Origin of the sequence: Mycobacterium sp. E1747 (genome assembly GCF_001667775.1) — a bacterium.
In the GTDB taxonomy this organism is placed as follows: domain Bacteria; phylum Actinomycetota; class Actinomycetes; order Mycobacteriales; family Mycobacteriaceae; genus Mycobacterium.
In genome coordinates, this window is record NZ_LZJI01000163.1 from 38745 (window position 1) to 52592 (window position 13848).

Genomic DNA, 13848 nt, shown 5'->3' on the forward strand with positions numbered 1-13848 from the left:
CGATGGGGCGATGCATTGACAGAGTCGTGACCATGGACTGCCGTGCGCCGGCAGCAAGTGCGCTACGGACTGGAGATAAGGGTGACCGCGCTCGACCATCATAACGTCGCCGAGGAACTGTTGGCGTGCTACAAGACTCGAAAGCCGATCGATCCGTTAGTGGACCGGTTTCCGGAAATGACGGTCGACGATGCCTACGAGATCCAGCTGGCGCAAGCACGCCACCGCACCGCGCGAGGCGAAGTCGTGGTGGGACACAAGGTCGGCTTGACATCGGCGCCGATGCGCACCGCGCTGGGGGTCGACGTGCCAGATTACGGGCACGTGTTCGACACCATGGTGTGGCCCGAGGGTGAAGAGATTCCTCTCGACGAATTCATCGCGCCCAAGGTCGAGCCTGAGGTGGCTTTCGTCTTGGAGCATGACCTTGCGGGTCCTGGTGTTACCGCTGCTAGCGCCGCCCGAGCGGTCGCATATTGCTTGCCGGCAATCGAGATTATCGACAGCCGTATTCGCAACTGGCGCATCAGCTTGCGCGACACGGTCGCCGACAACGGTTCATCCGGAGGCGTCGTACTCGGCGAGCATCCCATCCGGATCACCGACCTTGATCTGCGGCTGGTCGGTTGTGTTTTGGCAAGGAACCGCAAGGTGGCGCTGACAGGCGCCGGGGCGGCCGTCTTGGGTGGTCCGCTGAGATCGTTGGCCTGGCTGGCGAACACCTTGACCGCGCAGGGGCCGCTGAAGAGCGGCAGCGTCGTCATGTCCGGTTCGATCACTGCACCCGTCGATGTGGTTGGCGGCGATCTCTTCGATGCAGACCTGGACCGGCTCGGCCGGGTATCCGCGTATTTTTCAGGAGGCAACAATGAGTGAGATACAAGCGCCGGCCACCGTGGCTGTGCTGGGTGCTGGGTTGATGGGCTCTGCGATCGCGGCTCAATACGCGGCCGCGGGATACCGTGTGCGGGTCACGACCTCGTCCTCGACGTCGCCCGTCGAGGCGGTGCGTCGGGTGCAGCACCACCTCGACGACACTGGCGCGGAAGTGCAGTGGTGCGGCTCGGTGGCAGAAGCGGCGGCGCAGGCCGCTATCGTCGTGGAGTCGCTGCCGGAGCGGCTTGAGATCAAGCAGGAACAACTGTCCGCCGCCCAAAAGGCTTCGCCGGATGCGATTTTGTGTACGAACACCTCGTCGTTGCTGATCGGCGATCTCGCTGCCGCCCTGACCGATCCCAGCCGATTAGTAGGGACGCATTATCTCAGTCCTCCCACCGCTTTTCGCGTGGTAGAGCTAATCGCTGGGCCGAAGACGTCGCCGGCGGTGTACTCGACCGTCGAGGCGGTATTGCGAACGATGGGCCAAAAACCAATCCGGGTTCGCAAGGACGCCCCGGGCTTTGTCATCAACAGGCTGCAATTCGGATTCCTGCGGGAGGCGGTGGCACTCGTCGACGAGGGCATTGTGAGCGCCGAAGACCTCGACACTGTGGTACGCGATGGCCTGGCGCGGCGCTGGGCGCAGGCGGGACCGTTCACCGTGGTCGCGATGGGCGGCTCGGAGCTGTTCGCGAGAGTCGCAGCCCAAGTCTGGCCGTATCTGTCTAACGCGACCACTCCCAGGGATGGAGTGGGTCGGCGCGTTTTCGAACCCGACGAACTCGATCGGATCCGATCTGCGGTTCGTAGTGAATTGCTCGCTCTGTCAGCAGTGGACCAATCCTGACGTATCCGAAGCGGTGACTGCTCACTCCGGTTCCGCCCTTCGAAACAGTGCATGCGGCTCGCTCATACGCCGACGAACATGCATCCATGGCAAAAACGGCGACGGTCGTCGGGGGCCCGAGGTGGGGTCGGGGATCGGCTGTGTCTTCGACCTGGGCTGCGGACAGGCCGCTGCGCGCCTTCGGCGACTTTTGCGCGATGTCCTTGGACGCCTTGTTTTTTCTGCCGAGACCGCCATTCAGGTGGCGCGAGTTTGTTCTGCAGTTCTGGTTCGTGGCCCGCGTGTCGCTTGCCCCAACGCTCCTGCTGGCCATACCGTTTTGCGCGCTGTCGGTATTCATTACCAACATCTTGCTTATCGATTTCGGCGCCGCCGATATCTCGGGTGCCGGAGCTGCGCTGGGTACGGTGACACAGATCGCGCCGATCGTGACCGTCCTGGTGGTTGCCGGCGCAGGTGCCACCGCGATGTGTGCCGACATCGGTGCCCGCACCATCCGCGAGGAACTCGATGCACTGCGGGTGCTCGGCATTAATCCGGTTCAGGCGCTGGTCGTCCCGAGAATGATCGCCTCCACACTCGTGGCGACGCTATTGTTATCACTGGTCACCCTCACCGGATTAACCAGTGCCTTCGCCTTCTCGGTCTTCATACAGCACATAACGCCGGGGGCGTGGGTCTCGAGCCTCACCCTGCTCGTCGGACTTACCGAGGTCGTCGTATCACTGACCAAGGCCACGCTCTTCGGTTTGGCCGCCGGCCTGATCGCCTGTTACAAGGGCATCACCGTCAAGGGCGGGCCGGCCGGCGTCGGGAACGCGGTCAACGAGACAGTGGTCTTCTCATTCATCGCACTGTTCGTGATTAACCTCATCGTCACCGCGGTCGGCGTCAAGGCGGCGATGTGAGCGCCGAAGTTGTTGCTACGCAGAGGTATCCGTCAGTGGCCCGCATCGTAGAGGGCTGGGTGGGTGGCTGGCGCCGGTTGGGCCGCCAGAGCCGATTTTATGCGCGCACGCTCGCCGCGACCGCCGACGCGTGCACGCGCTACCGCACGGAGGTCGCCCGCCTGGTGGCTCAGATGAGCCTGGGCACGGGCGTGCTGGCCATCATCGGAGGCACCATTGTCATCGTCGGGTTTCTGACCTTGTCCACTGGGGCGCTGATCGCGGTCCAGGGTTACAACTCACTGGCGGGCATCGGTGTCGAGGCGTTAACCGGCTTTGTGTCGGCCTATCTGAACGTTCGCGCGATCGCACCCACCACTGCAGGAATCGGACTGGCGGCCACCATCGGCGCCGGGGCCACCGCCCAATTGGGTGCCATGCGGATCAACGAGGAGATCGACGCATTGGAAGCCATGGGCGTGCGTTCGATCGCCTACCTCAGCTCAACGCGCGTAGTCGCCGGCGTCATCGTGATCATCCCGCTGTACTGCGTGGGTCTGTTGACGTCATTTTCCGCGGCGCGAGTCGGCACCACTTTCGGCTACGGTCAGTCCACGGGGGTCTACGACCACTATTTCAACAGCTTTCTCAACCCGCTCGATGTGGTGTGGTCGTTCGCCGAAGTCGTCGCGATGGGCGCCATCATCATGCTCATCCACACCTACTACGGGTTCACGGCCTCCGGTGGTCCGGCTGGGGTTGGCGAGGCGGTCGGCCGCGCGGTGCGTACCTCTTTGGTGTGCGCGGTGTTTATCACTCTGTTGGTGTCGTTGGCCGCCTACGGGCATTCGGGCAACCTGAATCTCTCGGGGTGAGCCGATGCCAATAGAGGAGTCCGACGGCCGACTCGACCCGGCGTGGTGGGCCCTGTTCTTGGTTGGCGTCATCGCGGCAGTGGTTACGCTCACAGGTCTGGTGTTCAACGGTTCGTTCACCTCGTATGTGCCTGTCTTGGTGACCTCCGACCGGTCGGGGCTGGTGATGGATCCCGGCAGCAAAGTCAAGATGCGCGGGGTCCAGGTCGGTCAGGTCAACCAGGTCACCGGCGGAAGTGGGCCGGCACGGCTGAAGCTGGACATCTACCCCGATCAGATCAAATACATTCCGGCTAACGTCTCGGTAAGGATCAGGGCGACCACGGTCTTCGGAAGTAAATACATCGAGCTGCTATACCCTGACCATCCCAGCCCACAGCGGCTGGCCGCCGGCCAGGTGCTGCAGTCGCAGAACGTCAACACCGAAGTCAACACGGTGTTCCAGGACCTGGTTGGTGTGCTGCACCAGATTGACCCGGCCAAGCTCAACAGCGTCCTCTCGGCACTGGCGGAAGGTGTCCGCGGCGAAGGGCCGGCCATTGGCGAGGCCACCACCGCCGCCAACCAAGTACTGCTGGCAATCAACCCGCGCAGCGAAACCATTCGCGCCGACTGGCGGGCGCTGAGGGGTCTGTCGAACGCCTACAACGCGGCAGCGCCTGACATTCTGCGCACACTCGACGCCGCCAGCACAACCAGCGCAACGATCACCGCGAACGCATCGGAGCTGGATGCGTTGCTGCTCAGTGTGATGGGGCTGTCCAATAGCGGAATCAGCGTGCTCGCGCCGAACCAGGCGAACCTGATCAAGTCCGTCAATCTATTGCGGCCCACGACGGACCTGTTGTTGAAATACAACCCCGAGTACACATGCCTGATATTGGGCGCCAAGTGGTATTTGGACGAAGGGGGTGGCTATGACATCCTCGGCGGCAACGGGCGCTCGTCGATCTTGGACATCGGATTCTTGCTCGGCGACGACCCTTACCGCTACCCCGACAACCTGCCGGTTGTCGGCGCCAAGGGCGGCCCGGGCGGCAAACCGGGTTGTGGGTCGCTACCCGACGTGTCGAAGAACTACCCGGTACGTCAACTAATCACCAACACCGGCTGGGGTACCGGTGTGGATGTCCGGCCTAACCCGGGCATCGGCTTCCCCGGTTGGGCCGACTACCTGCCGGTGACCCGCGGGACGCCAAAGCCGCCCAGCATCCGCTATCCGGGCGGGCCTGCGCCCGGGCCGATTCCGTATCCGGGCGCACCACCGTATGGGGCGCCGCAATATGCCGCGGATGGAACCCCTCTTTACCCGGGGCTGCCCCCGGCACCGGCTCCCGGCGCGCCGCGTGATCCTGGGCCCAGGCCCGGCACGGAACCGTTCGTTGTGACGGCGCCGGCGTCGATGCCTCCAACTCCGACGCCGCCGCTGCCCCAGGAAGCGGCCCCATCGCCATGACCGGCTACGAAGTCCAGACAAAAACGTGGGGGAGGCCATGAAAACTTCTGTGGCAGGCGCCATTTGGCGCTCCGCCATCTTCGTCGCCGTCTGCTTGGTGGGCATGTTCGGCCTCATCGCGGTGTTCGCGCAGCTGCGGTTCGAGTCGACGCAAGATTACAGAGCCGTATTCAGCAACGTCAGCGGCCTGGAAAACGGCAATTTTGTCCGCATCGCCGGTGTCGAGGTGGGCAAGGTCCAACGCATTTCCATCCAACGCGACGCCACCGCCCTCGTAGAATTCAGCGCCGACGATTCGGTGGTGCTCACCGAGGGCAGCCGGGTGGCGGTTCGCTACGACAACCTGATCGGCGGGCGCTATCTAGCGTTAGAAGAAGGAGCTGGGGGGACGCGCAAGCTGCGGCCCGGGGAAACCATCCCGATGGACCGCACTGCGCCCGCGCTGGACCTCGATGCGCTCATCGGCGGATTTCGTCCCCTGTTCCGGGCCTTAGATCCTGACCAAGTCAATGCGCTCTCGGGCCAATTGATCGGAGCCTTTCAAGGACAGGGCGCAACGATCGGATCGTTTCTGACACAGACCGCAGCCTTGACCAATACGCTGGCCGACCGCGATCAACTGATCGGGCAGGTGATCGTCAACCTCAACAGCGTGCTGGGGTCGCTGGGCGACCGCAGTAGCAAGTTCGGCAAAGCGGTGGATTCGCTGGCCCAGTTGGTCAAGGAGCTGGCAGCCCGCAAGACCGACATCGCAAACAGTCTGGCATATAGCAATGCCGCCACCGGGTCGATCGCCGATCTGCTGCAACAGGCGCGTCCGCCGTTCCAGCAAACAGTTCAGCAGGCTGACCGCACGGCGGGCATCGTTGTCGCCGATCACGATTACATGGACAACCTGCTCAAAACGCTGCCCGACGCCTATCGAGCCTTAGCCCGCCAAGGCCTCTACGGCGACTTCTTCAGTTACTACGCCTGCTCCTTACTTTTCAAGGTCAACGGCAAAGGGGGCCAGCCGGTGTATATCAAGGTGGCCGATCAGTCCTCGGGGAGATGTACGCCCAAATGAAATCTTTCGCCGAACGCAACAACCTCATCATCGGGGCCATCGGGATGGTGGTGATCGCCGTGTCGGTGTTGGTCGCACTCCAGTACGACAAGCTGCCGTTCATCAACCAGACCAGGAACTATTCGGCCTATTTCGCCGAAGCGGGTGGCCTAAGAACCGACGCCGCCGTTCAGGTTGCGGGACTCCGGGTTGGGCAGGTCAAGTCGATCGGTCTGGACGGGTCCCGGGTGCTGGTGAAATTTACCATTGACAAACACATCGCAGTGGGTGATCGCAGCGAGGCGGCGATCAAGACCAAGAGCGTGCTGGGCGCAAAGATTCTCGAAGTCACACCGCGGGGGGAGGGCCGCCAGAGCGGCCCTATCCCGCTCACTCGCACGGCCTCGGCCTACCAGCTTCCCGACGCCCTGGGTGAGCTGACCACGACCATCAGCGGCTTGAACACCGACCAGCTGTCGCAGTCGCTAAGAACGCTCGCGCAAACGTTTTCTGACACCCCGCCAGAGGTCAAGGTGGCCGTGGAAGGGGTGGCGCGGTTTTCCCAGACCCTCGACGAACGCGACGAGCAGTTGCGCCATTTGCTGGCCAACGCCAATAAGGCGGCAGGGGTGCTCGCCCAGCGCAGCGACCAAGTCGTGGGGTTGATCGCCGATAGCAATGTTCTGTTGATCCAACTGAAAGGCCAAAGCGCTGCCCTCGAGCACCTCTTCCGCAATATTTCCTCGGTCAGCGAGCAGCTGAAGGGATTCATCGCCGAAAACCGGGCGACGATGAAACCCGCGTTCGACAAGCTCAACGGGGTGTTGGCGATCGTCGACAACCGCAAGGCGGAGCTGCAGAAATCGATCAAGTTGCTCAATGCCTACGCCCTGTCGCTGGGGGAGGCGCTCTCGGCGGGGCCATTTTTCAAGAGCTACATCTCGAACATATTGCCGGGCCAGTACCTGCAGCCGTTCGTCGACGCCGCGTTCTCTGACTTGGGCCTTGACCCGAACACTTTGTTGCCGTCGGAGCGGGTCGACCCGCCGACCGGGCAACCCGCGACCCCACCGCTGCCGGTGCCATTCCCGCGCACCGGACAGGAGGGTGCCCCTCGCCTGACCCTGCCTGACGCCATCACGGGTAACCCCGGCGACCGTCCTTGCCTGCTGCCTGGCCCGGGCTGCTATCCCTATCGCCAACCGCCGCCGGCTCCTCCACCAGGCGGGCCGCCCCCTGGGCCTCCCGCGAGCGTGGCACCGGCACCAACACCGACGCGCGTGTACGTGCCAGCGCCCAACGAAATCGCGCCCCCTGACGCGCCCGATGCCGGGGGCCGGCCATGACGCTGCGCAACGCAAGGATTGGTCTGGGCGTGGTGCTCGCGCTCGTACTGGTGGCGGGCGCCGTCACGCTCGTCCGATCGGTCGGTGGGATTGGGCGCACCCACGTGATCGGATACTTCGACAACAGCAAAGGTCTCTTCGTCGGTGACGAGGTGCGCGTGCTGGGCGTGCCGGTCGGCAAGATCGACAGGATCGAACCGCAACCCACCCGGGTCAAGATCTCTTTCTGGTACGACTCCACCTACCGAGTTCCCGCCGACGCCAAGGCCGTGATCCTGTCACCTTCCCTGGTCACCGCCCGGGCGATTCAACTCACCCCCGCCTACACCGGTGGGCCGGCAATGCAGAACGATGCCGTCATACCGCAGCAGCGGACGGCAGTTCCAGTGGAGTTTGACGACATCCGCCAACAGCTGCAGAAGCTGACCGAAATGCTGCAGCCTACCCAGCCAGGCGGTGTCAGCACGCTGGGTTCATGGATCAACAGCGCCGCCGACAACCTACGGGGCCAGGGCACGAACATCCGCGACACCATGCTCAAGCTGTCCCAAGCAGTCTCGGCGCTCGGGGATCACAGCCAAGACATTTTCGGCACGGTCAAGAGCCTCTCCATTCTGGTATCGGCGCTGCAGCAAAGTACCGACCTGATGGTGCAGCTCAACCAAAACTTGGCCACCGTGACCGGGCTCCTCGCCGACGATCCAACCAAGATCAACGACGCGCTTCGGGACGTGCATGCCGTCATCGACGACGTCCGAAACTTCATCGCCGACAACAAGGAAACGTTGGGGACCACCTCGGACAAGCTGGCCTCGCTGAGCACCGCCCTAAACGAAAGCATCGATGACATCAAGCAATCGCTGCATGTTGCGCCGACAGCCTTTTCGAATCTGGTCAATGCTTATCACCCCGCTCAGGGGTCACTCGTGGGCGCGTTGACGCTCAACACCTTCGCTAATCCGATCACGTTCATCTGCGGGGCGATTCAGGCGGCGTCCAGGCTCAACGCGCAGCAGTCGTCAAAGTTATGCGTTCAATACCTGGCGCCCATCCTCAAGAACCGGCAGTACAACTTTTTGCCGATTGGCGAAAACCTATTCGTGGGCCCGCAGGCCCGGCCCAACGAGGTGACCTACAGCGAAGATTGGCTGCGCCCAGATTACGTTCCACCGGCGCCGCCCGGTGTGCCTATGGCGGAGAGCCCCGCCCCCCCGCCCGCCGAGGCGGTGCCCACCAATCCGGCCGACGGGTTGCGGGGGATCATGGTGCCGCAAGGAGGATCCTGATGCGGTCGCGGTGGTCTAAGTTGGCCGCAGTCGTGCCGATCGCATTCGCGGCCGTCGTACTGGCCGGCTGCGGGTGGCGGGGCCTGAACTCGATGACGTTGCCGGGCACGCAGGGCCGTGGGCCCGGCGCCTACACGATTCAGGCGCAGCTGCCCGACGTCAATAATTTGCAAAAGAACTCACGGGTGCGGGTCGGTGATGTCTCCGTCGGTACAGTGACGATGATCGCCCGCCAGGGCTGGCATGCGTTGGTGACGATGCGGCTCAATGGCGACGTGAACTTGCCCGCCAATGCGACAGCCAAACTGGGCCAGACCAGTCTGCTGGGTTCGTTGCATGTCGAGTTGGCCCCGCCGACGGGCGTTGCCCCTCAGGGCAGGCTGCACGAGGGCTCGCTGATCCCGTTGTCATCCGGCAGTGCCTATCCGAACACCGAACAAACACTCGCCGCGCTCTCGTTGCTACTCAATGGCGGTGGCATCGGCCAGATTCAAGACATCACGAAGGCGTTCAGCACCGCCTTCTCCGGGCGCGAACAAGACTTGCGGAGCCTGATCACCCAACTCGACAAGTTCATCGCCTACCTCAACGCACAAAAAGACGACATCATCGCCGCCACAGACAGTTTCAACAAGCTGATGGGCCAGTTCGCCGACCAGCGGTCGGTATTGGACAAGGCATTGCAGACGATTCCTGATGCCCTGTCGGTGCTCAAAGACGAGCGCGTTCAGCTAGCGGACACCCTCACGCGGCTGGGCGGGTTCAGCGCACTGGCCGCCGATTCGGTCAACAAGACCAAAGAGTCCCTTATCGCGGAGCTCAAAGATACGGCGCCAGTTTTGGAGTCACTGGCCAACGCCGGGCCTGCGCTGACCCGTTCGCTGAGCAATCTGGTCACCTTTCCATGGCCGGAAGAAACCGTTCAAAAATGGTTCCGTGGCGACTATGCCAACTCCGTGGTGATCTTCGACCTGACGTTGAGCCGGTTGGACGCGGCCTTCTTCACCGGAACCCGATGGGCGGGCAACCTGACCGAACTTGAGATGCAGTGGGGCCGCACCATCGGTCAGCTCCCCAGCCCGTATACGAAGGGCAACCCGCTGGTCGTGCCCTACCACCTGGATCAGGGGCCATAACATGAGATTGAACAGGCTCATCCGCATCCAACTGACCGTCTTCGTCGTCGTGTCGCTGGTGGCGGCCTCGATCATGATCTTCGGATACCTGAAGGCTCCCGCACTGCTATTCGGTATCGGGCGATACACGGTGACGATGCAACTGCCCCGGGCCGCCGGACTCTACCAACGCGCCAATGTCACCTATCGGGGAACCGAGGTGGGGCGGGTGACCGATGTTCGCCTGACCGACACTGACGTGGCGGCGGTGCTATCGCTCAAGTCGGGTATCAACATCCCCGCCGATGTCGAAGCCCAAGTGCACAGTCAAGCAGCGATCGGCGAACAGTACGTCGAGCTGGTGCCGCGCAGTGACCGCGGCCCAGCCCTGAGGAACGGCGACGTCATCCCGTTGGATCACACCACCGTCCCGCCGGACATCAGCACGCTGCTCGACGCCACCCACCTTGGCTTGCAGGCGATCCCGCACGACGACCTAAAGACTGTCATCGACGAGTCCTATCTGGCGGTCGGCGGGCTCGGGCCCGAACTGTCCCGCCTGGTGAGGGGCTCCACCGCGCTGGCGATCGATGCTCGCGCCCATCAGGACGAGCTGACCTCCCTGATCGATCAATCCAAGCCGGTGCTGGACTCGCAAGCCGACAGCGCAGACGCCATCCGCGGCTGGGCCGCGCACCTGGCGACTATCACCCGGGGGTTCCAGGGTCAGGACGCCGCACTCGCCGGAATCCTGCGCAAAGGTCCGGCGGCGGCCGACGAGGCGCGCTCGCTGATCGAGCGCCTGCAACCCACCCTGCCCATCGTGTTGGCCAACCTGGTCTCTGTCGGCCAGGTGGCGCTGACCTATCAGCCGAACCTCGAGCAGCTCCTGGTGCTGACCCCCGAGATGGTGGCCGAACTCAACGCGGTAGAAATCCCTAACCTGAACACCAAGAACAAGGGCGCCTATCTCGCTTTCGACCTCAACGTGAACCTCCCGCCGCCGTGCCTGACCGGATATCTGCCGCCCCAGCAGCAGCGCACTCAGGTCAACGAGGATTACCCGGATCGGCCCGCTGGCGACCTGTATTGTCGGGTGCCGCAGGATTCGCCCATTGACGTGCGCGGTGCGCGCAACCTGCCGTGTGAGACGCGGCCAGGCAAGCGTGCCCCGACTGTCAAGATGTGCGAAAGCGATGAAAACTATGTGCCGCTCAACGACGGTTTCAACTGGAAAGGCGATCCCAACGCGACGCTAAGCGGACAGGACATCCCACAACTAGCGCCCGGTTCTGTGCCAGCGCCGGCGTCGCCGGCTACCGGGGCGGCTCCACCGCCGATCGCCGCGGCCGAGTACGACCCGGCCACCGGCACCTATTACGGACCGGATGGGCACGCCTACACCCAATCAGACCTCGCCCAGCAAGCGCCGAAACACAAGACGTGGCAAAGCATGCTGATCCCCCCGACCGGCTGAGTTGAACCGTTCAGCCGACGCCGATCGAGTTCCGCATTGTGGAACGACACCTCGGCAATACCGGAGGTCCGGATCATGATGAGACTTCCACAGGTAGGGAGGCTTCAGCTTGGTGAAATTGAAGTCGTGCGAGGCGCACCCTGCCGTCTTCCCCAACACGAGATCTGGGCGGTTGGCAGTTGCTGCGGTATCCAGGCCGACCATGAGCCTCTTAGGGCGGCTGGATCGACGGTCTAAACCGGCTGCCGTGGATAGCACCAGGCATCCTGGCAGACATAGATCCGCCGATCCGCACCCGCAACCGACGAGCAGTCAACCGGGCCCTCGCGGCGCTGCCGGGGTCAATGGACTCAAGAATCCAGCCAACGCCAACGCGCTTGGTTCCCTTTCGCAGAACAATCGCGATCCCCACCGATGGGAACTCGCAAGAGACTTAGAACTAGGCGAACATCTGCTGGGGCACTTCCCCTTTCGAATAGACGCGCACAGTGCCGGAGGATCCTGACGCGGACACTCAGCGGCGAACCTAACGTCGGCTCCCGTAATACGTTGCGAGGCAACAACTATCTGCCCGATCATGTACAACCGGGTTGAGAGGAGTGATCATACGGCGGACTAAGGCCGAAGGCATTGGTGTGCAAGTGAATTCGGAGTGAAGCGGTGCCAGCGGCATCGACTCCGAGAATTCCGGATCTTTCGCACATGAGCCCGTTAATCGGCTCTGAGGTTTCAGCAGCGATTTGAACACATTCGTTACATAATTAACCTCGGCCGCCGTCTGTTGGCTTGTAATATTTGAGAACCAAGGCCGCTCGAATTTGTATTCGACAAGAACGGGGTGACGTAATGGCTCTGACGGTAGCCTCTAGGCCTTCGGCTCCAGGTGCGGCGAAAACCAGGGCCAACCGGACGTCTCTCGATAAGGCGATCGATATCCTCAACGCTTTCGACGGTCCTGGCGTTAGCCGGTCGCTGACACAAATTGTCGAGGCCACCGGACTACCCAAGGCCACCGCCCACCGACTGCTAGCCACTCTCGTAACCCGCAGCTTGGTCGCGCGCCGAGACGGCCGATATGTTCTCGGGACGCGGATGTTCACACTTGGCAACCAAGTACCGTTCTGTCGACCACGCCAGCTCCGCGAGACCGCCAAGCCGATTCTGCACGCGGTGCACACTAACGTCCGTCAGTGCCTCCACCTGGCGATTCTCGAAGACGACCAGGTTCTGTTCGTGGAAAAGCTGGCGCTGCCGAAGCAATCGTTGCCGACTGCCATTGGCGCGAAGCTACCAGCGCATCAAACGGCGTTGGGCAAGGCATTGCTCGCCTACTCGGGTTCGGTAGCAGTCGAGAACTATCTCAGCAGGCGATTGGCTGCGGCGACGTCATGCACCGTGACCGATCCGGACCGGATGTGGCGCGAATTGGTCGACGCAAGGGCCCACGGCTTCGCCACCGAGCGTAACGAGAGCATGATCGGGTTATCCTGTGTCGCAGCACCAATATTCGGCCCGGGAACCCAGCACCCTATCGCGGCAGTGAGTGTGAGCATTCTCGGCGGCCAGATGTCGCCCTTGGACTACGTGACGACGGCGCAAAGCACGGCGCGCAGTATCTCCTCGGCGTTGCGCAGCGCGGTGCGCAGCGGCCACTTGACCCGGCCTGGGTTGCCAATGGCGCGAGCTGACGCTGATTCTGGACTGCAAGAGCTAGACGCTCCCTAACCGCGCTCGACCGCCAGAACGCTGTCATCGATTTCCAGGTCGTAGGTACGCAGTGCGTCGCATGCCGGGGGCCCGACATTCTTGCCCGTGGCAAGTTCAAACATCGATCCGTGCCATCCACACACGAGGACACCATCGTCGAGTTCGCCGTCCTCGGAAAGAGATGCCGGACGGTGAGTACAGGTGTCATCGATAGCGTGCAACTCGCCTCCAACGTTGAAGACCGCGATCCGCCTGCCGTCTGCCTCGTAGACGCAAGACTGCCCTTCGGCGGGAAGCGCTGTAGCGTCTCCTAACACCGCCTGCCACCGCCCGGCGTCAGCGGCCGTCATGTCGTCAGATCCCAATAGGCTGCCCATAGACCCGTCAAGGCTCGATAGATAGGTTGATATTCGAGAGCTTGAGGGGTGGCGCCGTCTGGCAGGGCACCGAGAAGCGTTATACCCTGCAAGAATTCAGAATCGCCGTTGGCGACGAGTTCGTCGGCACTGTGTGCGGCGACCCGGTCGAAGTCCGCCACCCGAATGGCGTCGAGCAGGTCGTAGTCGAAGTCGGTGCAAATCGAGCCCATTACGTGGGGACCCTGATAGCCCGCCATCGCAAACTGCGCCACCGTGAAGTGCGACAGGCCACCAGATGAGCACAGCACTACTCGCTTCCCCTCACCGGCCCGGGCCAGAGCGCTTCGCAGAGCCCGCCCGAATTCGAGGTACCGGCGTGGCGGAGGAAGCGGCGGAGTAGCGGCGTTGACGAAGACCGGCAGAATCGGTGTCCTGGCATCGGGAACGAAGTGATGGGCGACCTGGGTGAATGCATGTGCAACCAGCGCCTCGCCATGTGACCGGCCGTTTGCGCTGGAGTTGTTGGGACACTTGCTCGATGACGGTTTTGACGTCGCGCAAGTGTGGAA

The 13848-nt window shown here is 62.8% G+C and carries 12 protein-coding genes and 2 pseudogenes; 12 read left to right on the forward strand and 2 right to left on the reverse strand.

What is annotated here, in order from left to right; all coding sequences use genetic code 11:
* The first annotated feature begins 81 nt into the window (after nucleotides 1–81).
* The 12 genes and pseudogenes from A5695_RS15940 (at nucleotide 82) to A5695_RS15990 (ending at nucleotide 12938) form a co-directional block, all read left to right on the forward strand.
* Nucleotides 82–876 carry a 2-keto-4-pentenoate hydratase gene (locus A5695_RS15940; protein WP_068083841.1) on the forward strand — a complete coding sequence of 265 codons (795 nt, stop codon included), beginning with the start codon at nucleotides 82–84 and terminating at the stop codon, nucleotides 874–876.
* Nucleotides 791–1726, forward strand: a complete 936-nt coding sequence (locus tag A5695_RS28615) for a 3-hydroxyacyl-CoA dehydrogenase family protein (protein WP_156749686.1) — start codon at nucleotides 791–793, stop codon at nucleotides 1724–1726. Before A5695_RS15940 ends, A5695_RS28615 begins: the two co-directional genes overlap by 86 nt.
* Before the next feature lie 197 nt (nucleotides 1727–1923).
* Entirely contained in the window at nucleotides 1924–2634 is a 711-nt protein-coding gene (locus A5695_RS15950; protein WP_068083844.1) for an ABC transporter permease, read from the forward strand.
* Between the two features lie 35 nt (nucleotides 2635–2669).
* Nucleotides 2670–3488, forward strand: coding sequence for an ABC transporter permease (locus tag A5695_RS15955; protein ID WP_231974860.1), 819 nt, complete (start codon nucleotides 2670–2672; stop codon nucleotides 3486–3488).
* 4 nt (nucleotides 3489–3492) lie between these two features.
* Nucleotides 3493–4944, forward strand: a complete 1452-nt coding sequence (locus tag A5695_RS15960) for an MCE family protein (RefSeq protein WP_068083808.1) — start codon at nucleotides 3493–3495, stop codon at nucleotides 4942–4944.
* Nucleotides 4945–4981: 37 nt separating this feature from the next.
* Nucleotides 4982–6010 (forward strand): virulence factor Mce family protein, encoded by a 1029-nt coding sequence (locus tag A5695_RS15965; protein ID WP_068083847.1) that lies wholly within the window; start codon nucleotides 4982–4984, stop codon nucleotides 6008–6010.
* Nucleotides 6007–7335: an MCE family protein gene (locus tag A5695_RS15970; RefSeq protein WP_068083811.1), complete on the forward strand. Its 1329-nt coding sequence runs from the start codon at nucleotides 6007–6009 to the stop codon at nucleotides 7333–7335. The genes A5695_RS15965 and A5695_RS15970 overlap by 4 nt, the downstream gene beginning before the upstream one ends.
* Nucleotides 7332–8621, forward strand: coding sequence for an MCE family protein (locus A5695_RS15975; protein ID WP_068083818.1), 1290 nt, complete (start codon nucleotides 7332–7334; stop codon nucleotides 8619–8621). The genes A5695_RS15970 and A5695_RS15975 overlap by 4 nt, the downstream gene beginning before the upstream one ends.
* On the forward strand, nucleotides 8621–9757 hold the full coding sequence (locus A5695_RS15980; RefSeq protein ID WP_156749687.1) for a virulence factor Mce family protein: 1137 nt from the start codon (nucleotides 8621–8623) through the stop codon (nucleotides 9755–9757). The genes A5695_RS15975 and A5695_RS15980 overlap by 1 nt, the downstream gene beginning before the upstream one ends.
* A gap of 1 nt (nucleotide 9758) precedes the next feature.
* Entirely contained in the window at nucleotides 9759–11213 is a 1455-nt protein-coding gene (locus tag A5695_RS15985) for an MCE family protein (protein WP_068083821.1), read from the forward strand.
* Nucleotides 11214–12059: 846 nt separating this feature from the next.
* Nucleotides 12060–12266, forward strand: a pseudogene (locus tag A5695_RS30310) (helix-turn-helix domain-containing protein); the annotation flags it as partial.
* A gap of 39 nt (nucleotides 12267–12305) precedes the next feature.
* Nucleotides 12306–12938, forward strand: coding sequence for an IclR family transcriptional regulator (locus A5695_RS15990; protein WP_231974861.1), 633 nt, complete (start codon nucleotides 12306–12308; stop codon nucleotides 12936–12938).
* On the opposite strand, the gene A5695_RS15995 is transcribed toward A5695_RS15990, so the two are convergent.
* Together A5695_RS15995 and A5695_RS27685 are read right to left on the reverse strand one after the other, a co-directional pair.
* Nucleotides 12935–13270, reverse strand: coding sequence for a Rieske 2Fe-2S domain-containing protein (locus tag A5695_RS15995; protein ID WP_068083826.1), 336 nt, complete (start codon nucleotides 13268–13270; stop codon nucleotides 12935–12937). The two genes, A5695_RS15990 and A5695_RS15995, sit on opposite strands and share 4 nt — an antisense overlap.
* A pseudogene (locus A5695_RS27685) lies at nucleotides 13267–13848 on the reverse strand (hypothetical protein); the annotation flags it as partial. The pseudogene A5695_RS27685 and the gene A5695_RS15995, both read right to left, overlap by 4 nt.